The following is a 23,476-nucleotide window of genomic DNA, read 5'->3' as shown; positions in this document are numbered from 1 at the left end:
GACAGGAGTAGGGATTATGACAAAGAAGCAGCGATATCGTTTTGGTTTACAGAAAAAGTTAGTCGTTTTTACGACTACATTAGCAATGATTACATTTTCGACGAGTGCTATTTTCTTGTATTTTGTTTATCCGTTTGTTGATCAATATATGAATGAGCATGTATTTACTATTCTTACTTTATTATTAGGTATTATTTGGTCAGGTATTCTTGCGTATTTAAGCGCCACCATCATGACTAAGCCACTTCATAGATTGAAAGAAGCTGCCTCAAGGGCTGGAGAGGGAGATATTGGGACTGATGTGGCGATCGGCAAAACTGATGATGAAATTAGAGCGCTAGGTCTCGCTTTCAACAAAATGTTAGGTAGTTTACGAGAAATTGTCCAGCAGATTGAAGGAAATATTACTCAAACAAATGCGAATGTAATTTCAATTTCACACAAATCTAAAAAAGTAACAGAAGAAGCGGAAAGTGTTGCACATACGATTTCTGAAATATCTTCTGGGGCTGAAAGCTCTGCCGCTGCTATACAAGCTACTGCGGAATCAGTAGAGGACATCACAAGACTGGCAAAACTTGTCCAAGATAAGGCAAGAAGATCAGAAAATATCTCCCAAGAAATGTTGACTGAACTTAAGGAAAGTCAAAAGGTCGTCGACTCACTCGTGGTAGGGATCGGGCAATTAGCAGATAGAAATGATCAATCTCTTAAATCTGTTAAAAGATTGGAAGACAATGCTTCTAAAGTAGAGGAAATCATTCATCTGGTAGGAGATATTGCCAATCAGACCAATTTGCTGGCGTTAAACGCGTCGATTGAAGCGGCACGGGCAGGAGAACATGGTAAAGGATTCGCAGTAGTCGCCGAAGAAGTTAGAAAACTAGCAGATGAAAGTGCAAATGCTGTCCATGGAATTACAGACCTACTACATAATATTCAAACAGAGGTTAAACATGTAGTAAAACAGATTTCAGAGCAAGTGACTTCTGTTGATGAAGAGGTAGAGAGAGGCAAACAAACAAATCTTGTCATTGGAAAAATGACAGAAACTATCCACCAATCGGCTATATCTGTAGCTGATATTTTGCAGTTAGTAGATCGACAAATGGAAAATGTCCAAGAAACTTCGGGACAAGCAGAAGAGGTTGCGGCGATTGCTGAAGAGACTTCGGCAGGAGCGGAAGAAGTGGCGCGGGTTGCGACTAAGCAAGCTCAGGATATGGAAGAAATTGATCAATTAGCGATAGCTTTGGAGAATCAAGCTAGCAAATTAAAAGACACAGTCGCCCGTTTTTATTTATAATAGTATTATGATCATAAGACCGTTCATATAAGTTCGTGTTCAAAACAGAGGATAAAAAGCCTGAGTTGCCCAATGTATGGATATAATCCTAACGTTCATTTTAATCTTCTCATACTTCAATGGTTTGGACAGGCTGTTCTGTTTTCTACGTTGCCATAGAATGTGTCCGTACATAGTCGAGGTTCCTCACACGACAAGTTTATTTTATAGTCTTTATGAACAATCTTTATAAGAACGGTCCTTACTTTTAAGGAGGCAATCTAAATGAAAGTAGCGCTAGCGTCAGACCATGGTGGGATTCACATCCGTGAAGTGATTCGTGAATTATTAGAGGAATTAGAAATAGAATATCAAGATTTCGGATGTGATTGCGAAACATCTGTTGATTATCCTGATTATGCAATGCCTGTAGCTGAGAAAGTGGCACAGGGGGAATTTGATCGCGGAATTTTGATTTGTGGAACAGGAATTGGAATGAGTATATCAGCCAATAAAGTTAAAGGGATTCGTTGTGCTCTTGTTCATGACGTATTTAGTGCAAAAATGACTCGACTTCATAATGATAGTAATATGCTGGCCATGGGCGAGAGAGTGATTGGGGCTGGGTTAGCAAGTGAAATCGCAAAAACTTGGCTGTTAACCGAATTTGAAGGTGGGCGGCACAAAAATAGAATTGATAAGATAAGCGATTATGAGGAAGCAGAAGTAGCAGCAGGAAGTGAAAGAGGAGAATGAGCAACACGGCTATAAAGAAGTGGAGCCAAGAAGTGGATCAACTTGTTCAAGGATGTAAAGAGCATTTTCAACTCGAACAAGGAAGTATTTTAGTTGTCGGGTGTTCAACATCAGAAATTATTGGTGAAAAAATAGGGACATCTGGCACAATGGAGGTTGCAGCAATTTTATTTGAAGCACTCCATAAATATGCGCTGGAAAAACAGCTTTACTTAGCATTCCAGTGCTGTGAACATTTAAATCGAGCGGTGGTGCTTGAAAAAGAAATAGCTGAAAAAAAAGGCTGGGAAAAAGTTTCTGTCGTTCCTGCTCCTTACGCGGGAGGCTCTATGGCAACATATGCTTATCAACATTTTAAGAATCCTGTTGTAGTAGAATTTATCCAAGCGGATGCGGGAATTGATATTGGTGATACTTTTATTGGGATGCATTTAAAGCATGTCGCTGTTCCTGTTCGAATCGAGCAAAAACAAATTGGGCATGCCCATGTCACAACCGCGATCACTCGGCCGAAATTAATTGGCGGTGCACGAGCGATATATAAATAGAAATTGGTGTCTATCAGGGGGAATTTCCCTCTGATTTTTGGTTTTATCGGGCTTATACGAGCTGTTCCTTGTTGAAATAGCGGCAGTGACAAAATTTATTTCTGTATTGAAAAACATGAACGTTTTTCAGATTTTAAGCATAAACGTTAAGAATTGGCAAAAAATAATCTAGAATATGCTTGCAAGGAACTTTCTGCGTGGTAGAATAAGAATGAATATACAAAAGTTGATACGGTCAAATAATAGGGGGAATGAGAAATGAGCATCATTGCCAAACAAGATCCACAGTTGTATGAAGCGATTCAAAACGAATTAAAACGTCAACGCACAAAAATTGAATTAATTGCATCAGAAAATTTTGTGAGTACCGCAGTTATGGAAGCTCAAGGTTCTGTCCTAACGAATAAATATGCAGAAGGATATCCAGGTCGTCGTTATTATGGTGGTTGTGAATATGTAGATGTTGCCGAAAATCTTGCTCGTGATCGGGCGAAGGAAATCTTCGGAGCCGAATATGTCAATGTTCAGCCACATTCAGGAGCACAGGCAAATATGGCTGTGTACTTTACGATTCTAGAGCCAGGAGATACAGTTCTTGGGATGAATCTATCTCATGGTGGGCATCTTACTCACGGGAGTCCGGTGAATTTCAGTGGGGTTTTGTATAACTTTGTAGAATATGGTGTAGATGAAGAAACTCATTATATTAACTATGAAGATGTACGCCAAAAAGCTGTGGAACATAAACCAAAATTGATTGTTGTTGGAGCTAGCGCATATCCTCGTACGATCGATTTTAAAAAGTTTCGTGAGATTGCAGATGAAGTGGGCGCCTATTTAATGGTGGACATGGCCCATATAGCAGGCCTTGTTGCAACTGGTCATCATCCTAACCCAGTTCCTTATGCAGACTTTGTTACAACGACTACTCATAAAACATTGAGAGGCCCTCGTGGTGGAATGATTTTATGTAAGGAAGAGTTTGGCAAAAAAATTGATAAATCTGTGTTCCCTGGAATTCAAGGTGGTCCACTTATGCACGTAATTGCGGCTAAAGCGGTAGCCTTTGGTGAAGTATTGACAGAAGACTTTAAAACGTATAGCCAAAATATCATTAACAATGCTAAACGTCTTGGTGAAGCTTTACAAAAAGAAGGATTAAAACTAGTATCGGGTGGAACAGATAACCATTTGCTACTCCTTGATCTGCGCTCAGTTGGTTTGACAGGAAAAGTAGCCGAAAAAGTTTTGGATGATATTGGTGTAACTGTGAATAAAAATACAATACCTTTTGACCCAGAAGGTCCATTTACGACAAGTGGTATTAGAATTGGTACGCCTGCAGTAACGTCCCGTGGCTTTGGGCTTGAGGAGATGGATGAAATAGCATCGATTATTGGTTTAGTTTTAAAGAACCATGAAGATGAAACAAAACTTGCAGAAGCACGAGAACGAGTTTCTTCCCTAACAGCAAAATTTTCTTTATATGAATAAAATGAAAATCCACTTTTCTAACTGAAAAGTGGCAGAGTGTAGACAAAAGGGTTGGAAATCAAAATGATTTCCAACCCTTTTGCTATTCATACAGGATCATTCTATGAAAAAGAACCATAAATGCTCTCCTTATCGTTTCTATTACGCCATGGTTGGCGTTTTCCATGTCCAGCTGTCCAGCTTCTTAAGATGTAAGGCAGCAAAAGTCAGCATCGCCTGCATGGACATTTTCTTAAGTCCCCTAAGGGTATTGTCAGCATTTCCAGCTGTTCGCGTCCATTAATTTGATTCTTCGTCATCATATCCATCATCTCATTCAGTTAATAGGAAACACCGTTGATTGGAGCGGAGAGTGGCGACTCCAGCGGGAACAGCGCGAGCTGAAGACCCTGGACTGAGCGCAGCGAGGGAAGCGGCTGAAGCCGTGCCCGCGGAAAGCGTCCACTCGCAGCGGAAATCAACCTTTCTAGCTTTATCTCTAATTTAAAAGAAAAAAGACTGTAGGCAAACAGCAAAATTCATGGTGTTTGTCTACAGTCTGAATCCACTTTTCGTACTGAAAAGTGGATTTTTTAGATGGTTGAATCAATTTCATAATAGAGATTTTAGCCTTCAAATCCGAACAACGTTGATTTACGCTTCAGGTGGACGCTTTCCAGGGGGCGTGCGGTGAGCTAATCCCCCAGAAGTCGCCACCTTCCGCTCCAATCAACTAAGTTAAGGAAATACATGGACTAACAATTCATCTGCTTTAACAATAGCGCTCGTGTATTGAACATTAATAAGCAATGATGAAATTGACTCGGTTAAGAGAAATTTAATAGCTATTTTTGACATTGACCTTCAGTCAATTATTGTCTTAGACTTTGCTAAATTGCACATACTATTTTTAAGTAAAAAGATTCTATTCGAGATTCCAATTATTTCCCTTGCCCTACTAGTCCCTTTTCTGTAAAATAATCAAAGGACTGTTGAAGCTAAGGTGAAAATCAAATAGGTTCGGCAATATTTAAATTTAAAGGAGAGATACCATGGCCAAAGTATATGTGTTCGATCATCCTCTCATTCAACATAAACTTACATATATTCGGGATAAGAACACGGGGACAAAGGAATTTCGAGAACTTGTGGATGAAGTAGCGACTTTGATGATGTTTGAAATTACGAGAGAAATGTCCCTTAAAGAAGTTATGGTAGAAACGCCTGTAGCTTCTGCGAAAGCTAAGGTAATATCTGGAAAGAAACTAGCGATTATTCCAATCCTTCGTGCGGGAATTGGAATGGTGGACGGAATACTAAATCTTATTCCAGCTGCAAAAGTAGGCCATGTTGGTCTTTATCGTGACCCTCAAACACTAAAACCAGTAGAATATTATGTGAAATTGCCGAGTGATGTCCATGAGCGGGAATTAATTCTTGTGGATCCAATGCTAGCAACTGGTGGTTCAGCTATCGCTGCAGTTGATTCGTTAAAAACTCGTGGTGCAAAAAATATTAAATTTATGTGTCTTATTGCTGCTCCAGAAGGAGTAGAAGAGATGAAAAAAGCCCACCCAGACGTAGATATTTATATTGCAGGATTAGACGAAAAATTAAGTGAACAAGGCTATATTATTCCAGGACTGGGAGATGCAGGGGATCGTTTATTTGGAACAAAATAATAGTCTGATATTTGAAAGAGTGGGGATCTTTTCTTTCCTCATTAATCAAGTTAAACACAGGCTAAATTCGCCCTACTGCGGAACCGCCTAAGTGACACACCAGTAGCTCACACACAAATTTATGAATCTTGACACGGTGAATAGAGCACACTAATGTGTGTTTCACAGCGTGAACGTAAATTTGCTTGTTACTAGGTACTGGAACTGAATGAAGGAAGTGCATCCCCACCTTTGCTTATGCAAATTTTTTAAGCTTTGAGGTGGGGTTAATACTACTATGAATGGGGATAAACATAAAAGCTAGCCAGATCCAAAATCATAAATAAACGCTTGAAACCGTTTAATAAAAGTTAATCACGCTTCGAGCGTTCTGGGAAAAGGAAGTGATTTACAAATGGAGAAGAAAATCAAAGTAATGTCCGTTTTTGGGACAAGGCCAGAAGCGATAAAAATGGCTCCGTTAGTTTTAGAACTTCAAAAAAGAACAGCTCAATTTGAATCGATCGTGACAGTTACGGCCCAACACCGCCAAATGTTGGACCAAGTTTTAGAGATATTTGCTCTCCGCCCTGATTATGACTTAAATATTATGAAAGACCGACAAACGTTAATTGATGTTGCCACCCGGGGGTTAGCAGGTCTAGATAATATTATGAAAGAAGCGCAACCAGATATTGTTCTCGTCCATGGAGATACATCAACAAGTTTCATTGCTAGCTTAGCTGCCTTTTATAATCAAATAGAGGTAGGTCATGTAGAGGCGGGTCTTCGGACTTGGAATAAACTTTCGCCGTTTCCGGAAGAAATTCATCGTCAATTAACAGGTGTATTAGCGGACTTGCATTTTGCGCCAACAAAGGCGTCAGCCGATAATCTATTACAGGAAAATAAGCGTAGTGAAAGTATTTTTATTACAGGGAATACAGCAATTGATGCTTTACAAACGACAGTGAAAAATGAGTATCATCATAAAGTATTTGATAAGATTGGAAAAGATCGTCTTATCCTGATGACGGCTCATAGGCGGGAAAACTTAGGTGCGCCAATGAGAAATATGTTTCAGGCGATTAAAAGAATTGTAGAAGCGCATCCTGATGTACAAGTTGTTTACCCTGTCCATTTAAATCCCCTTGTTCGAGAATTAGCTGAAGAAATATTAGGTGGGCATAATCGCATTCATTTGATTGAACCTTTAGATGTAATTGATTTTCATAATTTCGCAAATCGAGCTGATTTAATTCTGACTGATTCTGGAGGTGTTCAGGAAGAGGCACCTTCTCTTGGGGTTCCAGTTCTTGTACTTAGAGATACAACAGAGCGTCCTGAAGGGATTCAAGCGGGGACTCTTAAACTGGCGGGAACAGAAGAAGAGAGAATTTACCAATTGGCAAATGAACTGCTCACGGATCAAGAGGAATATAATAGAATGGCTCATGCTTCTAATCCTTATGGAGATGGGAGCGCATCTGAAAGAATTTGCAACGCGATTTTATATCACTTTAATCAAAGTTCGGTGAGGCCAGATACCTTTGAATAAATGGTTTTAAATGGCTTTTAGAATGAGGCTCATAAAAAGCCGAAAATTGGAAAGAAATTTATGGAAATTATGTGAACGAATTTAGAATAAAATAAAAATCCCCTGTACTAAATTAATAGAAAATCAATTGACTTTGATATAGTGCTATTGTATGCTAAAAAAGGCTGTGGATAAACAGTCAAAACCACGTAATATATAAGCGATGGGACCACTTACATAAAGAGGTTTGTTTTATGCGAAATAGGTCATGCCTTATACGCACATTATGTCGTAGTTCGTCTAATCATAATCTCAGTTAAATGCGATCTTTATATCATTTTACTGTAAAACAGCAGAGATCTAGGTAGCGTTTTTCTCGTGGTCATCATCTTTAGCTATACTGCTGTTTTTTTCTACAGGTTAGCCTCCAAGCTTACGACTTTGGGAGATATCTAAATGTCAGAACTTCAACAAGTATTTAATAGACACTGTAAATATATGCTCTATTTCCTAGCCATCTATTTTTTAGGTTGGGGATTTACAGAATATAAAACTATATTTATGGGTCTAATTTTAGGGACCTCCGTAAGTCTTTACAACCATTGGAATCTTTATCGGAAGACAATAAAACTTGGACTGGCTATCACAGAGGGGAAAAAGGTTTATGGTATGGGAATGTTGATGCGTATGGCAGCTGTTATATTAGCGGTCTATGTAGCAATGAAATTCCCCGATGTTTTTCATTTAGTAAGTGTTATAATAGGAATAGTGACTGCTTATGCAGTTATTATGATAGATTTTGTAGTCCAGCAAATTTTCAACTCCCGAAAGTAGTGGGAAGAGAGGTGAATCTGATTTGGAAGAACATGGAACACCGTTAGTCAAGTTAGCGGGGCTTACGTTTAACCTTTCCAATGTCTTAATGATCACCGTTACGGCTCTGATTGTCATTCTAATCGCTGTAATTGCCACAAGGAAATTAGAAATGAAACCAACCGGCATGCAGAACTTTATGGAATGGATTATGGATTTCGTAAAAGGGATTATTAATAGCAATATGGATTGGAAGACAGGTGGAAACTTTCATCTATTAGGCATCACGTTACTCATGTTTATCTTTGTAGCAAATATGCTAGGATTGCCAATGGCTGTTATAGTCCAAGATGAACTTTGGTGGAAATCACCAACAGCTGATCCTGTAGTAACCTTAACATTATCTGCGATGGTAATCGCTTTATCACATTATTACGGTGTGAAGATGAAAGGATTCAAGGAGTATGGTAAGGATTATTTCAGACCAGTGGGATTTATGTTTCCTTTTAAAATTATTGAAGAAGTGGCCAACACAATTAGTTTAGGACTACGTCTTTACGGTAATATCTATGCGGGGGAAGTTTTAATTACGCTATTAGCAACAATGGCTGCAACGGGAATCGTTGGAACGATTGGTGGTTTTATACCTTTAATGGTATGGCAAGGATTTAGTATTTTTGTAGGTGCACTACAAGCCTTTATCTTTACTATGTTAACGATGGTTTATATCTCACATAAAGTGAGTTCTGACCATTAATATATACCCGTTATACATAACGGAAAACATATCTTTTTATATAAACGAGGAGGAAAATAATAATGTATGCAATCTCAGCAGCAATCGCAATCGGTTTATCAGCTCTAGCAGCAGGTCTTGGTAACGGTATGATCGTTTCTAAAACAGTTGAAGGTATGGCACGTCAACCAGAAGCACGTGGAATGCTTCAAACAACAATGTTTATCGGTGTTGGTATCGTTGAGGCGATTCCAATCATGGGTGCCGTTATCGCATTTATGCTTCAAGGAAGATAATAGATGCTCCATTTGCCGATGAGGCGGTCCATTTACATGATGTAGTAGACGCCTAGTTTCGAGTTGGCGGAGTTCATTACTAGATGAAAATGGCGAAGCTTACTTAAAAACTTCGCCATTGCTTTATTTACAAAAATTTAAAGTGAATGAATCTTTGAATCATGTACTTAATCATGTCTGTTCAAAATAGAGGGTGGAGAGGGCGAGTCAGCTAAAGGCGCTGACGTCCTGTCAACAACACCGACTAGTACATCTTATAAGTCGAAAGGTCGTAGTGGCGTCAACTTAAGAACCAACGAGCTTTATCAGGAAGTGCTGACTTTCGACATAGGAAGTATCATTTGTTTTACAGTGGTATTTTTATCGGATTTTTGAAAAAACTCTTTTAGTAAATTGCCTTGATTTTGAAGGGAGTGAAGCATACCGTGCTTGCAAAAAGTTTGGTGCTAGGGCAGGCGTTTAATGGTGGAGATATTGCTTTCACCTTGATAGCGTTCTTAGTACTATTGTTCATACTTAAAAAAGTTGCTTGGGGCCCTTTAATGGGTGTTATGATCAAGCGTGAAGAATATATTGCCACTGAAATTGAAGAGGCAGAAAAAAGTCGAGTTGAATCCAGTAAACTGTTAGAAGAACAAAAAGAATTATTAAAGCAGGCTCGACAAGAAGCACAAGAAATGATTGAAAACTCCAAACAACATGGAGAGGTACAACGTGAGGAAATCGTTCAACTAGCAAAACAGGAAGCTGAACGTTTGAAAGAATCTGCACGTATTGAAATTGAACAAGAAAAAGAACAGGCAATCACCGCATTGCGTGAACAAGTGGCCTCATTGTCTGTTATGATTGCTTCTAAAGTAATTGAAAAAGAATTGAATGAAGAAGATCAGCAAAAACTTATCGATGAATATGTTCAAAGGGCAGGAGAGTAAGTATGAGCAAAAATGTTGTTGCTGAACGCTATGGTTTAGCCTTATATCAACTAGCCAAAGAACAAAACCAAGTGAACAAATGGGAAGAAGAAGTTCGTGTAGTGAAAAAGTCTGTGAAAGATAATCCAGATCTTATTACACTGCTTTCCTCTCCTAACCTTACAATTCAGCAAAAGAAAAATGTTGCGAAAGATGTTTTTGCTAAGTTATCTCCGAGTATAGTAAACACAATTATGCTTCTAATTGATCGGAATCGCCAAGATCACATAGTAGATGTGGCAAGTTCATTTATTGAATATGCGAACCAAGATCATGGAGTGGCAGAAGCAACTGTTTATTCTGTGCGAGCATTAACAGCATCAGAAACAGAAGCTATTTCGGCAACATTTGCAGCAAAAGTAGGTAGACGTTCTTTAAACATCGAAAATATTGTGGATTCTGAACTCCTTGGTGGCATTAAGGTGAGTATAGGAAATCGTATTTTTGATGGCAGCCTTCGTGGGCAATTAGATCGTCTTGCGAAAACATTAACGACTTGATGAAGTCTTTTGAAAAATGAGGGGTGAAATTCATGAGCATCAATGCTGAGGAAATCAGTGCGCTGATAAAAAAGCAAATTGAAAATTATCAGGCTGATATGGAAGTAAGTGATGTTGGTACAGTCATCGAAGTCGGGGATGGTATTGCCCGCGTATATGGACTGGACAATGTCATGGCTGGAGAACTGATTGAATTCTCTAATGGCGTCATGGGAATGGCGCAAAACCTTGAAGAATCGAATGTTGGGGTTGTTATTTTAGGTCCTTATACAGATATTCGTGAAGGTGATGAAGTTAGACGTACAGGACGGATTATGGAAGTTCCAGTTGGGGAAGAATTAATTGGTCGTGTCGTGAATCCACTTGGACAACCTGTAGATGGACTAGGTCCGATTCATACAACGAAAACTCGTCCAATTGAGTCTCCTGCACCAGGTGTTATGGATCGTAAATCTGTTGATGAACCATTACAAACAGGAATTAAAGCTATTGATGCCCTTGTACCGATTGGTCGTGGTCAACGTGAATTAATCATTGGGGACCGCCAAACAGGGAAAACAACAGTTGCAATTGATACGATTTTGAATCAAAGTGACCAAAATATGATCTGTGTTTATGTGGCGATTGGTCAAAAGGAATCAACGGTTCGTGGAACAGTTGAAACTTTACGTAAGCATGGAGCATTAGATTATACGATCGTTGTTACAGCTTCTGCTTCACAACCTGCCCCGCTTTTATACTTAGCAGCCTATGCTGGGGTAACAATGGGCGAGGAATTCATGTACAACGGTAAACATGTACTTGTGGTATATGATGATCTTTCAAAACAAGCTGCTGCTTATCGGGAACTTTCCTTATTGCTTCGCCGTCCTCCAGGTCGTGAAGCATATCCAGGAGATGTATTCTACCTTCACTCCCGTCTATTGGAACGTGCGGCGAAACTAAGCGATGCAAAAGGTGGCGGCTCACTTACAGCCTTACCATTTGTTGAAACACAAGCAGGCGATATTTCTGCATATATTCCGACTAACGTAATCTCGATTACGGATGGACAAATTTTCTTACAATCTGATTTGTTCTTCTCAGGTGTACGACCTGCGATTAATGCTGGACTTTCCGTTTCGCGTGTAGGGGGATCTGCACAAATTAAAGCAATGAGAAAAGTTGCGGGAACTTTGCGTCTTGACCTTGCGTCCTTCCGTGAACTTGAATCATTTGCTCAGTTTGGCTCAGATCTTGATAAAGCAACTCAAGATAAACTAGCACGTGGTCAACGTACAGTTGAAGTATTGAAACAGGATTTGAACAAACCAATTAAAGTTGAAAAACAAGTTATGATCCTTTATGCACTAACAAAAGGATTCCTTGACGATATCCCAGTTCATGATATTCTTCGCTTTGAAGATGGGTTATCTGCTTGGATGGATCATAACCGTGCAGAACTTTTAGAAGAAATCCGTACGACTGGAGTTCTTCCAGATGATCAGAAAATGGCAGATGCCATCAACACATTTAAGAAAACATTTGCTAAAAGCGAATAACGATATACTTAATTTAAGGGAACGACTCTGAACATAAGTGGAATGCATTTTTTCTAAGGAAGAGAGTGAAATTTTGAACAAATGTTCGATTATGGTTCCAGGTGTTAGGGGCTACGGTGTTGCGATTGACATTGCGAAAACAAACGCCTTGCACTTTCATTAAAATGCGTTCCATTTATGTATGAGTCTAAAATACTGGGAAAGGATGGTGAATTTAGATGGCCTCCTTACGGGATATAAAATCTCGCATTACCTCTACACAAAAAACGAGTCATATTACAAAGGCAATGCAAATGGTTGCTGCTGCTAAACTTAACCGTGCAGAGATGAATGCAAAGTCATTTGTTCCTTACATGGAAAAAATACAGGAAGTGGTAGCTAGTATTGCTTTAGGTAGTAGTGATGTGACCCACCCAATGTTAGAATCGCGTCCAGTGAAAAAAACTGGCTATTTAGTCATTACAGGTGATCGCGGATTATGTGGTGCTTACAATAGTAGTATTTTGCGTGCTGTTAATACTAAAATTCAAGAGCGCCATAAATCAAAGGATGAATATGCCATTATCGCGATCGGACGTATGGGACGAGATTTTTTCCTGAAAAATGATATGAATGTTGTTTTGGAGATCAATGGATTGCCAGATCAACCGAATTTTTCCGATATAATGGAGATTACAAATAAAACAGTTGCAATGTTCTCTGATGGAACCTTTGATGAGTTATATATGTATTATAATCATTTTGTTAGTGCCATGACCCAGGAAGTAACGGCCAAGAAAATTCTTCCACTAAACGAGATTGCCACTTCTACAAAATTGATGTCATATGAATATGAACCATCACCCGAGGCCATTTTGGAAATATTGCTTCCTCAGTATGCTGAGAGTTTAATCTATGGAGCACTTCTTGATGCTAAAGCTAGTGAACATGCAGCAACAATGACAGCTATGAAGAGTGCTACAGACAATGCTTCTGATCTGATTGATGAGCTAACATTATCTTATAACCGAGCTCGCCAAGCGATGATTACACAAGAGATTACTGAAATCGTTGGTGGAGCAGCTGCTTTAGAATAATCGTAAATGTTTTAAATTTTAGTGAACCCAGGTAGGAGGGGTAAGGATGAACAATGGACAGGTTCTACAAGTAATGGGACCGGTCGTGGATGTAAAATTTCCAAGCGGCCAGCTCCCTGACATCTATAATGCGCTTAAAGTGTCGTATAAAGCGCGGACAGAATCTGAAGTGAATATTGATTTAACATTGGAAGTAGCCCTTCATCTAGGCGATGACGCTGTTCGCACAATTGCCATGGCATCAACAGATGGAGTGCAGCGTGGTATGGAAGTCATTAACACTGGTGCAGCTATTTCAGTACCTGTTGGTGATGTAACACTTGGACGAGTTTTCAACGTATTAGGGGAAAATATCGATCTTGATGAAGCCCTTGGTAGTGATACACGCCGGGACCCAATTCACCGTGATGCACCAAAGTTTGACCAATTATCAACAGAGGTTGAAATTCTTGAAACTGGAATTAAAGTAGTTGACCTACTGGCCCCTTATATTAAAGGTGGAAAAATTGGTCTATTCGGTGGAGCGGGAGTAGGAAAGACTGTTTTAATCCAGGAACTTATTAATAATATTGCACAAGAGCATGGAGGAATCTCTGTGTTTGCAGGAGTTGGAGAACGTACAAGGGAAGGTAATGACCTTTACTACGAAATGAAGGACTCCGGTGTTATTAATAAAACAGCCATGGTTTTCGGGCAAATGAACGAGCCACCAGGCGCACGTATGCGTGTAGCTCTAACAGGTCTAACGATGGCCGAATATTTCCGTGATGAACAAGGACAAGATGTTCTGTTCTTTATCGATAATATTTTCCGTTTTACTCAAGCAGGATCTGAAGTATCAGCCCTTCTAGGTCGTATGCCATCGGCGGTTGGTTATCAACCTACATTGGCAACCGAAATGGGACAATTGCAAGAACGTATCACATCAACAAATGTGGGTTCTGTAACATCCATTCAAGCCATTTATGTTCCAGCGGATGACTATACTGACCCGGCCCCTGCAACAACGTTTGCTCACTTAGATGCAACAACAAACTTAGAGCGGAAACTTTCTGAAATGGGGATTTATCCTGCGGTAGACCCACTTGCATCTACTTCACGTGCCCTTTCTCCTGAAATTGTTGGGGAAGAGCATTATGAAGTAGCACGTCAAGTTCAGCAAACTCTTCAACGTTACCGTGAGTTGCAAGATATTATTGCGATCCTAGGGATGGATGAATTGTCAGATGAGGATAAATTGATTGTTGCCCGTGCTAGAAGAATTCAATTCTTCTTATCACAAAACTTCCATGTTGCGGAACAATTTACTGGACAACCAGGTTCATATGTTCCTGTTCAAGATACTGTAAAAGGCTTTAAGGAATTGTTAGAAGGTAAATATGATCATCTTCCTGAAGATGCATTCCGTCTTGTTGGAGGAATTGAAGATGCGATTAAGAAAGCACAAGAAATGGGTGCAGAAGTTTAATATAGGGAGGGAAAGTTATGAAGACATTACAAGTTCATATTGTCACTCCCGATGGCCCAGTTTTTGATGGCGATGTAGAGATGATCACCACAAAGGCAGAATCCGGAGAGCTAGGGATCCTTCCTGGTCATATTCCGATGGTTGCGCCCTTACAGATTGGTGCCGTTCGCCTCAATAAAGGCACTGAAACAGAATTTGTTGCGGTCAATGGCGGTTTCGTTGAAGTTCAACAAGAGAAAGTTACGATATTAGCGCAAACGGCTGAAAAAGCTGATAGCATCGATATTGCCCGTGCGGAGGAAGCTAAGAAGCGTGCTGAAAGCCGCTTACAAGGAAGCCAAGATGATGTGGACTTTAAGCGTGCACAGTTAGCATTGAAGAGAGCAATGAATCGTATAGATGTTTATAAACATCATTAATAGTGCGCAGTAAAGATAATCTAACACCTTCTGATCGTTTGATTAGAGGGTGTTCGTTTTTAAGCCGATAGGGATGTATGTAAGTCAGAACAGGACATGCTACACGGAATGGACAAATAACAGCAAGAGCAATAGGCTAAAACGATATGGGTCAGGACCATGGTATAACAAGATGTTGCGCCTTGACTTATAGATTGTCAAATAATGGAGGTGTTTTTATTTGCTTGAGAATTTAGGACAACAGGCGTTGATTAATATATTTTCGCATTTGTTTTTTATAGGTATAGCGTTTATTGCCTTACAAGCTCTTCATTTTGATAAATTACTTAGAGGTAATCGTGTCTTTCAGGCAAGATTATTGTATGTCCTTTTAACAATTGTGATTGGCTCAACAGTTAGTAACTTTTTCCTTGATTACTTGGATTGGTCAAAGCAAATACAGCTTCTCTTTTAGTATGCCAATCTATTAATCCTCATAGCTCCTAGGTTACGATGGATTTGAATTGTATAAATTTGCATAATAGCAAAATGAACTCTTGAAATATGTCCAATTATTAACAAGTAAATAATTTAATTGCATAATGGTTCTTTTTACCTGTTTGCAAAACGGGATCTTTTGTATAATATGTGTAATGATGCGTGCGAATTTTGTCGCATTCAGAGGTCAATTTTCGTCTGATCTTGCGTTATATTATTTGTATGACTTTCCCCCTAAAGGAAACAATGGTATTGAGGGGGAATGGAACATGAAAACAAACATTTATAAAGTTTTAATTCTGACTGGATTTTTTGCTATTTGTTTCAATTTAATTTTTAATGGGAATAAGTTGAGTGCGAAGACAAATATAGAGGATCTTCAACAATTAGCGAATTCAGTTGAAAAAGCAGATGGAACAATTATTGAATGGTCTCTGTATGCAAGAGAATCTGTTCAGCATTTGGATATGGATCAATACGTACTTCAGTATCCAGAAATGGAATGGACTGTTAAAGAGGATTCTTTGATAGGTTCCGTAAACAAAGGTACATATAGTGAAACTATTCAGGTTATGAACAACCAACATACAAATACTCCATTTATTTCATACGAGCTAACTGGAACTTACTGGGACGAAGAAACTGGGTTGCAAGCTTCGAAAATGGCTAGCCGTCGTATGGATACCCTTTTTAATGGTGAACCAACTTTGTTCTCTTGTATTAAAGGCGAATTCAATAATAAAATCAATGAATTTACCGAGCAATCTTTAAATAATATAATGCAATCTTTACAAGCAAAAGAAATTGAATCAATTACGGAACATAACTTTCGATCTGTTTCAGCATATTCCTCTCTTTTTACCCAAACTTTAGCATTAACGGATCAACAAATGAATATACAACTGGGTTTAAGAAACAGTGAATTAGGCAATGGAACGACTTTAGTGATCGGCACACCCATCTTGACGATTGAATATTAATATAAAGACTACGGACGCGGAGGGGAATTCTCTTGGAAAAAATCATCGTCCGCGGCGGTAACAGATTGAATGGCACAGTAAAAGTAGAAGGAGCAAAAAATGCTGTTCTTCCTGTGATCGCCGCATCATTATTAGCAAGTGAGGGAAAAAGCATCATTCGGGATGTTCCATCTCTCTCCGATGTATATACGATTGGCGAAGTATTACGCCATCTCAATGCTAATGTAGAATTTGAAGATAAAATCATTACAGTGAATGCCACGGATAATCTAAATATTGAGGCTCCATTTGAATATATGCGTAAAATGCGAGCATCAGTACAGGTAATGGGACCATTATTGGGGAGAATTGGTAAAGCACGTGTCGCTTTGCCAGGAGGCTGTGCCATTGGATCTAGACCAATTGACCTTCACCTAAAAGGCTTCGAAGCAATGGGCGCCAAGGTAAAGGTGGATAACGGTTTTATTGAAGCGACAGCTGATCGTTTAACGGGAGCAAAAATCTATTTAGACTTCCCAAGTGTTGGAGCTACACAAAATATTATGACTGCAGCTGTGTTGGCAAAGGGAGAAACCATTATTGAGAACTGTGCAAAAGAACCGGAAATTGTCGATCTAGCAAATTTCCTCAATAAAATGGGAGCTCATGTGAAAGGTGCGGGAACTGGTACAATCCGTATTGAAGGTGTCGAAAAGGTTTATGGTGCTGACCATACGATTATACCTGACAGAATTGAGGCAGGTACTTTCATGGCAGCTGCCGCCATTACAGGTGGAAATGTCTTTATCGAGGGAGCTGTTCCAGAACATTTATCTTCCGTTATTGCGAAATTGGAGGAAATGAATGTTACGATTATCGAGGAAGCAAACGGTATTCGTGTTATCGGACCAGACCGCCTAAAGGCTGTTGATATCAAAACAATGCCACATCCAGGATTTCCGACAGATATGCAGTCGCAGATTATGGCATTACTTTTGTGTGCGGAAGGCACAGGACTTATTACGGAAACAGTATTTGAAAATCGGTATATGCATGTGGAAGAGTTTCGAAGAATGAATGCTGATATTAAAATTGAAGGTCGATCTGTAATCATTACAGGTCCATGCCAATTGCAAGGTGCAGAAGTTTCTGCAACAGACCTTCGTGCAGCAGCAGCGTTGATTTTGGGTGGTCTTGCGGCTGACGGATATACTCGTGTCACTGATTTATATCATTTAGATCGTGGTTATTTAGACTTCCATTTGAAATTGCGTGCTCTTGGTGCAGATATTGAAAGAGTTACGGATGAGGTAAATGTAAAACAAGAAGAAGTTATTCCCGGAAATGTGACGGAAATCTCATAACATTAAATACAATAAAACCTGAACCCTTGAGAATTATTTCTTTCTCATGGATTCAGGTTTATTTGTATCAACTGTTTTAGATTAACGACTTGGCAATTCACATAATCATTAGATGGTTTACATAAAATTTAGCTATTTTCTTATAGACATAAAAGCTTGTCCTAGCCCATATATATGGAGAAGAACACAGAGATAAGATACGTGTTCAGTTTAGCTCTTGTACCCAGCAAACCTTTGGTACCTGCTTATGTAAGTTACATAGAATAGCCTTTTTGGCTATATACAGTAAACTTTATAAAAAGTGTACAAAAGCAATAAATTATTGGCGAGGACGACGAAGACACGCGAAAGCGATCAACTTTGCCGTTCATTCTTAAGTCAGTCGGGTGCAGCGCTTTTCTTAAAAATATGGATATGGAGGAAAGGCAAATGAAATCAATCAAGCCCATTCTTATTTCTGCTACACTTTTAATTACTCTAACATTCATCATCCCCTCCTTACTCGTGTTATTTTCAAAGGACGAAAAAGCCGTAGTTCAGGAAAAGGCAAAAGTTGAATCTCCTAAAAAAGAAACATCGGAGGTTCCGGAGCCAGATGTAGCTGTGTTTCGAAGTGAATCAAAAGAAATTGAAACCTTTCCGTTAGAGGAATATGTTACTGGTGTGGTAGCGGTGGAGATGCCTGCTGACTTTGAGGTAGAAGCTCTTAAAGCGCAAGCCTTAGCGGCAAGGACCTATGTAGTGAACTTTTTACTGCAAACAGATGACAATTCTGTTCCGGAAGGAGCAAATATAACTGATACAGTCACCCATCAGGTATTTAAAAATCAAGATGAGTTGAAAGAGCTATGGGGCAAAGACTTTGATTGGAAATATAAAAAGGTTTCAGAAGCTGTTCAAGCGACAAAGGGAGAAATTCTTACTTACAAAGATAAACCGATCACAGCTTCCTTCTTTTCAACAAGTAATGGATACACAGAGAATGCAGAAGAGTATTGGAAAGACAAAATCCCTTATCTGAAAAGCGTAGAAAGTCCATGGGATAGTAAAGCACCTAATTTTGAGAGTGAGAAGAAAATCCCAGTTAAGGAGTTTGAAAACCTTCTAGGTGTAAGTATTGGCTCTCAAAAGGAAGTCGGAAAGATTACGAGCAAGACTTCAGGTAATAAAGTAGCGACAGTGCAAATTGCGGATAAGACATTTTCTGGACGGGAAATAAGAGAAAAACTCGATCTTCGTTCAACTGACTTCCGGTGGGTCCGAGAAGGTGATTCCATTACCATTACAACAAAAGGGTATGGACACGGTGTGGGAATGAGCCAATATGGTGCCAATGGAATGGCACAAGCTGGGAAGAACTATCGAGATATTGTTCAACATTATTATCATGATATCCATATATCTGAGGCAAACCAATTATTTGATAAACAACTCGCATTTAACTCCTAGAAGTTGTTTTAAATGGGCTTAAATCTGGTTTAGCTGTGAAAACAAAAAAATCCAAACAATTAACGTGAGGGCGCATTTGTCGCCCTCACGTTAATTGTTTGGGGGATTGCAAAACGCAAGGGTGCTGTTCCCGACCCTAGCGTTCAATTGTGTGATCGGATGCAAAACGCAAGGGAATTGCTCGTGAGCCTCACGTTAATTGTGTGGCCGAGGGAAAATCGCAAGGAGGATGTTCTCACTCGTTACGGTAATGGTGAGGTCGAATGCAAAACGCAAAGGTGTTGCTCGTGTGCCCTACGTTAATTGTGTGGCCGAGGGGAAAAAATCGCAAGGATAAGGATCTCGACCGTCACGTTCTTTGAGTTGAAGAGAGGAAACTTGTCAGTCATTGCACCACGATTATTCCCTATGCTCTTACATTTATTGTGTAAAAGCAGTAGGCGAAAAGGGACCATTCGACTTGAAAAAGTAGCTGCCCCCAGTCGGAAAGCTGAGAAAAGGATGAGGGTGCAAAGAAAAAAACTAAATAGGCAGTATAAATTGGTAAATTCACCCAATTTGATAATTTTATGCATAAAAATTTAGTTTTGTCGAAAAATAACTGGATAAATTCTTTAGGACAAGTATATTATCTTCATTTCCTGTTCAGAATGATTGACAGAGGTGATGAAAATGAGAGAGGAAGAAAAGAATCAATCTTCTCAATGGAAAAAAGTCCTAAAAAAGCGGTGGGTATATCCAGCAATTTATCTTGCCAGTGCAGCCTTGATTATATCTGGGATTTTCTGGTTCCAGGCGGGGAATAAAGATGTGGCTGATCCGCCAAGTGTGACAGAAAATAATTCAGATGATTTGCTAGGTAGCAACAATAACGAAGATGCAGTAGAGGTTAACCAGTCACTTGAAAATGTGGATGTGCCTGTAGCAAATGTGGATGATGTGGAGTACATCACGGAATTTTTTGATATTAATGCATCTGAAGAAGAACAGGAAGCAGCACTTATTGTGGATGGAAACAAGTATCATCCTAATCTAGGAGTCGATATTGCGACAAAGGATAAGAAAGAATTTGAAGTTCTTGCAGCTTTAAGTGGTAAAGTTACGGCTGTACGCAACGATTCTTTGCTAGGAAATGTCATAGAAATTGACCATGACAAAGGGGTTACTACTATATATCAATCTGTAAAGGATATTAAAGTTCAAGTAGGTGACTTTGTTAAGCAAGGAGATCCACTTGCAACATCTGGAACCAGTCAACTAAATAAAGATGCAAAAACACATTTGCATTTTGAAATTAGAAAAGACAATCAGGCTGTAAACCCTCAAAGCTATTTTGGACAACCAGTTTCTTCGCTTGAAAAAGAGTCTCAGGTCGAAATGCAGGAAAAAGACCAAGCAGATGAAAGCTCACAAATGAATGAAGAAACGGAATCTGAAAGTCAAACGGGTTCTAATTTGGAAGACACTGATAAGACAATGAAAGATGATCAGACGAATGCCGAAGATGAAACCATGAAAGACGATCAGACAAACACTGAAGACGAAACCATGAAAGACAATCAAACGAATACTGAAGATGAGACAATGGAAGAAACTTCAAATTTAGAAATTCAAGAGTAACTTATAAAAAAGGCGAATCCGAATCTTTCGGGTTCGTCTTTTTTTAAAAGAATTTCCCCAGTTTAAAAATCCGCGATCCTTTTCTAGTTCTAGTTCATTTTTGCTATGAAAATTGTTTTCCAAAAGGAAATAATATAGATCTATTTTTATTAAACTGTCATTTCTCGGGAAATAATAGCATTATTTTTTATTTTATTACTAAATATAGCAAGAATTGCGGTCGATTAGAAATGGCATGCGATCATAGATATGCTCCTCTCGTTTTCTTACTCAAAGAGCTTAAGCTTATGAATAATACGAATTTAGGCATATATTTTCCAATAAGCCAATAAGTATATACAAACTGTACAAAACATTGTGAGTGTTTGAGGTGAGTGATCGTTCATTGGCATCCACATTTCGTTAAAGACATGCTTAGGTCCAGAAAAAGAGAAGGCTTTCAAATAAAAAATTCACTAAACAAATACCAGTTGCGAAAAGGGTGAGATTAACCTAGCGCGAGTAGATGTAGAAATGATATAAAAAAAAGACGAGTCTCATTTCACACTCCTCACATCCAAATTGGGGAGGGCGAGAGGTGTGCACGATTACATCAAAGAGCGAACAATCAAGATTGGTAAATATATCGTGGAGACAAGAAAAACAGTTCGTGTCATTGCGAAGGAATTTGGAGTATCAAAGAGCACTGTGCATAAAGATTTAACAGAAAGACTGCCAGATATTAATCCTGATTTAGCAAATGAAGTGAAGACAATATTAGAGTACCATAAATCGATTAGACATTTACGAGGAGGAGAGGCAACAAGGCAAAAGTATAAAAAGGAAGATGAAAAAGAAGAGCAACCAAAGATGGAGGCCATTAAGTAAGTCTAATGTTCATTAAGTTTTAGAATAGTGCAGGTGGAGAGCAGATATTATTTTTCTCCACCTGCACTATTCTTTTTCTTAGACACCTTCTTTTATAAATTAAGATGTTTCCTATTCACCCTAATCGATAAAAATCTGCTGTAGAGATGCTTTTTCTTAGATAATTTGAGATTTAAATAATTCGTTCTATAAACTTTAAATATTAAGTAAAATTTAGCTGAATTATTTCCAAAATCATACGTATTCATAAAAGGTTTGTGGTAAAATAAACAATTAGGGAATATTATATGGTGAGACTTTTTACCTGTTTACTCCATGACAAATTCCAACGGTATATATCACCGTAAAATAGGAACTTAATCTGCTTTTTTTAGGCAGTAATTTGAAAAATTATAAATGACAAATGACAAATAGCCCATACAAGTGCGTGTTCAAAAAGGAGGATAAAAAGGACCAAGAAGTTCGAGGCGGCGCAGTCTTCGAGCAGCGGAATGTATGCACTTAGATACATGAGCAGCGGAGAAGCAAGCTAACGAAGAAATTCGCAGTGTCATTTTTACCGAACTTTTTGAACAACCTTTAAGGGATTGAAAATAGAAAGAAGGGAATAGGATGTTTGCAAAGGATATCGGGATCGATTTAGGAACAGCAAATGTATTAATTCATGTAAAAGGACAAGGAATCGTCCTAAATGAGCCGTCTGTGGTTGCAATTGATCGTAATCAAAATAGAGTGTTAGCAGTTGGGGAAGAAGCTAGGCAAATGGTCGGAAGAACGCCGGGAAATATTATGGCTATTCGCCCGTTAAAAGATGGGGTCATTGCCGATTTTGATGTTACTGAAACGATGCTTAAACATTTTATACATAAACTGAATGTAAAAGGTTTTCTTTCAAAGCCAAGGATCTTAGTATGTTGTCCAACAAATATTACGAGTGTTGAACAAAAAGCCATTAGGGAAGCTGCAGAAAAAAGTGGTGGTAAAAAGGTTTTTCTTGAGGAGGAACCGAAAGTAGCGGCAATTGGTGCAGGAATGGATATTTTCCAACCTAGTGGGAATATGGTGGTAGATATTGGTGGTGGAACGGCAGATATTGCAGTTCTATCAATGGGGGACATTGTAACATCCTCTTCAATCAAAATGGCCGGGGATAAATTTGATCAAGAAATATTAAATTACGTAAAAAAACAGTATAAATTATTAATTGGTGAGCGTACGGCTGAAAATATTAAAATTAATATCGGAACTGTATTCCCAGGCTCCCGCAACGAAGAAATGGATATACGCGGCCGTGATATGGTTTCAGGACTTCCAAGAACCATTACAATTCATTCCAAAGAAGTAGAAGAAGCCCTTCATGAACCTGTAGAAACGATTGTTCAATCGGCTAAAATGGTTTTAGAAAAAACTCCACCAGAGTTATCAGCTGATATTATTGATAGAGGAATTATGTTAACTGGAGGAGGGGCCCTTCTCCATGGAATGGATCAACTGTTAGCCGAAGAATTAAAGGTACCTGTACTGATTGCAGAACATCCGATGGATGCAGTAGCAATGGGAACTGGCATTATGCTTAAAAATATAGATCTTGTAACACGCAGATCGATTATTTAACTTATTTAAAGGATGCCGATATAAGAAATAACAGATAAAAATGCAA

The 23,476-nt window shown here is 38.9% G+C and carries 22 protein-coding genes; all 22 read left to right on the top strand.

What is annotated here, in order from left to right; all coding sequences use genetic code 11:
- Window positions 1-16 precede the first annotated feature (16 nt).
- The gene (locus tag J2Z23_RS12230; RefSeq protein WP_057982650.1) at window positions 17-1,306 is read left to right on the top strand and encodes a methyl-accepting chemotaxis protein; all 1,290 of its coding nucleotides are present in this window, start codon (window positions 17-19) and stop codon (window positions 1,304-1,306) included.
- Window positions 1,307-1,570: 264 nt separating this feature from the next.
- Window positions 1,571-2,041 (top strand): ribose 5-phosphate isomerase B, encoded by a 471-nt coding sequence (gene rpiB, locus J2Z23_RS12225; RefSeq protein WP_057982648.1) that lies wholly within the window; start codon window positions 1,571-1,573, stop codon window positions 2,039-2,041.
- Window positions 2,038-2,589: a TIGR01440 family protein gene (locus tag J2Z23_RS12220; RefSeq protein WP_064468833.1), complete on the top strand. Its 552-nt coding sequence runs from the start codon at window positions 2,038-2,040 to the stop codon at window positions 2,587-2,589. The genes rpiB and J2Z23_RS12220 overlap by 4 nt, the downstream gene beginning before the upstream one ends.
- A gap of 258 nt (window positions 2,590-2,847) precedes the next feature.
- Window positions 2,848-4,083, top strand: a complete 1,236-nt coding sequence (gene glyA / locus J2Z23_RS12215) for a serine hydroxymethyltransferase (protein ID WP_209974091.1) — start codon at window positions 2,848-2,850, stop codon at window positions 4,081-4,083.
- A gap of 1,031 nt (window positions 4,084-5,114) precedes the next feature.
- The gene (gene upp, locus J2Z23_RS12210) at window positions 5,115-5,744 is read left to right on the top strand and encodes a uracil phosphoribosyltransferase (RefSeq protein ID WP_057982642.1); all 630 of its coding nucleotides are present in this window, start codon (window positions 5,115-5,117) and stop codon (window positions 5,742-5,744) included.
- Window positions 5,745-6,138: 394 nt separating this feature from the next.
- Window positions 6,139-7,281, top strand: a complete 1,143-nt coding sequence (gene wecB, locus J2Z23_RS12205; protein ID WP_057982640.1) for a non-hydrolyzing UDP-N-acetylglucosamine 2-epimerase — start codon at window positions 6,139-6,141, stop codon at window positions 7,279-7,281.
- Window positions 7,282-7,716: 435 nt separating this feature from the next.
- Entirely contained in the window at window positions 7,717-8,094 is a 378-nt protein-coding gene (locus J2Z23_RS12200; protein WP_057996009.1) for an ATP synthase subunit I, read from the top strand.
- 22 nt (window positions 8,095-8,116) lie between these two features.
- Complete coding sequence (gene atpB / locus J2Z23_RS12195; protein WP_057996010.1) at window positions 8,117-8,830, top strand: F0F1 ATP synthase subunit A; 714 nt, start codon at window positions 8,117-8,119, stop codon at window positions 8,828-8,830.
- A 62-nt stretch (window positions 8,831-8,892) separates the two neighbouring features.
- Complete coding sequence (gene atpE / locus J2Z23_RS12190) at window positions 8,893-9,105, top strand: F0F1 ATP synthase subunit C (protein ID WP_057982634.1); 213 nt, start codon at window positions 8,893-8,895, stop codon at window positions 9,103-9,105.
- A 404-nt stretch (window positions 9,106-9,509) separates the two neighbouring features.
- Window positions 9,510-10,037 (top strand): F0F1 ATP synthase subunit B, encoded by a 528-nt coding sequence (atpF, locus tag J2Z23_RS12185; protein ID WP_238482745.1) that lies wholly within the window; start codon window positions 9,510-9,512, stop codon window positions 10,035-10,037.
- Window positions 10,038-10,039: 2 nt separating this feature from the next.
- On the top strand, window positions 10,040-10,576 hold the full coding sequence (locus tag J2Z23_RS12180) for a F0F1 ATP synthase subunit delta (RefSeq protein ID WP_057996011.1): 537 nt from the start codon (window positions 10,040-10,042) through the stop codon (window positions 10,574-10,576).
- 32 nt (window positions 10,577-10,608) lie between these two features.
- Window positions 10,609-12,117: a F0F1 ATP synthase subunit alpha gene (atpA, locus tag J2Z23_RS12175; RefSeq protein ID WP_057982628.1), complete on the top strand. Its 1,509-nt coding sequence runs from the start codon at window positions 10,609-10,611 to the stop codon at window positions 12,115-12,117.
- A gap of 218 nt (window positions 12,118-12,335) precedes the next feature.
- Entirely contained in the window at window positions 12,336-13,193 is an 858-nt protein-coding gene (locus tag J2Z23_RS12170) for a F0F1 ATP synthase subunit gamma (protein WP_057982626.1), read from the top strand.
- 46 nt (window positions 13,194-13,239) lie between these two features.
- Entirely contained in the window at window positions 13,240-14,661 is a 1,422-nt protein-coding gene (gene atpD, locus J2Z23_RS12165) for a F0F1 ATP synthase subunit beta (protein ID WP_057982624.1), read from the top strand.
- A 17-nt stretch (window positions 14,662-14,678) separates the two neighbouring features.
- Window positions 14,679-15,080 carry a F0F1 ATP synthase subunit epsilon gene (locus J2Z23_RS12160; RefSeq protein WP_057982620.1) on the top strand — a complete coding sequence of 134 codons (402 nt, stop codon included), beginning with the start codon at window positions 14,679-14,681 and terminating at the stop codon, window positions 15,078-15,080.
- Between the two features lie 220 nt (window positions 15,081-15,300).
- Complete coding sequence (locus J2Z23_RS12155; RefSeq protein ID WP_057982611.1) at window positions 15,301-15,534, top strand: DUF1146 family protein; 234 nt, start codon at window positions 15,301-15,303, stop codon at window positions 15,532-15,534.
- A gap of 292 nt (window positions 15,535-15,826) precedes the next feature.
- Complete coding sequence (locus J2Z23_RS12150; RefSeq protein ID WP_209974090.1) at window positions 15,827-16,537, top strand: YwmB family TATA-box binding protein; 711 nt, start codon at window positions 15,827-15,829, stop codon at window positions 16,535-16,537.
- A gap of 32 nt (window positions 16,538-16,569) precedes the next feature.
- Window positions 16,570-17,880: a UDP-N-acetylglucosamine 1-carboxyvinyltransferase gene (gene murA, locus J2Z23_RS12145; RefSeq protein ID WP_057982607.1), complete on the top strand. Its 1,311-nt coding sequence runs from the start codon at window positions 16,570-16,572 to the stop codon at window positions 17,878-17,880.
- A gap of 429 nt (window positions 17,881-18,309) precedes the next feature.
- Window positions 18,310-19,329: a stage II sporulation protein D gene (gene spoIID / locus J2Z23_RS12140; RefSeq protein ID WP_064468834.1), complete on the top strand. Its 1,020-nt coding sequence runs from the start codon at window positions 18,310-18,312 to the stop codon at window positions 19,327-19,329.
- 663 nt (window positions 19,330-19,992) lie between these two features.
- Window positions 19,993-20,949: a stage II sporulation protein SpoIIQ gene (locus tag J2Z23_RS12135; RefSeq protein WP_338018427.1), complete on the top strand. Its 957-nt coding sequence runs from the start codon at window positions 19,993-19,995 to the stop codon at window positions 20,947-20,949.
- A gap of 579 nt (window positions 20,950-21,528) precedes the next feature.
- Window positions 21,529-21,816, top strand: coding sequence for a sporulation transcriptional regulator SpoIIID (gene spoIIID / locus J2Z23_RS12130; RefSeq protein WP_057982602.1), 288 nt, complete (start codon window positions 21,529-21,531; stop codon window positions 21,814-21,816).
- 612 nt (window positions 21,817-22,428) lie between these two features.
- Window positions 22,429-23,430: a rod shape-determining protein gene (gene mreB, locus J2Z23_RS12125; RefSeq protein WP_057982600.1), complete on the top strand. Its 1,002-nt coding sequence runs from the start codon at window positions 22,429-22,431 to the stop codon at window positions 23,428-23,430.
- The last annotated feature ends 46 nt before the right edge of the window (window positions 23,431-23,476 follow it).

Origin of the sequence: Lederbergia galactosidilytica (genome assembly GCF_017873565.1) — a bacterium.
In the GTDB taxonomy this organism is placed as follows: Bacteria; Bacillota; Bacilli; order Bacillales; family Bacillaceae_C; genus Lederbergia; species Lederbergia galactosidilytica.
The sequence above is the reverse complement of the archived record's forward strand: the minus strand, read 5'-3'. Positions and strand labels throughout refer to the sequence as shown.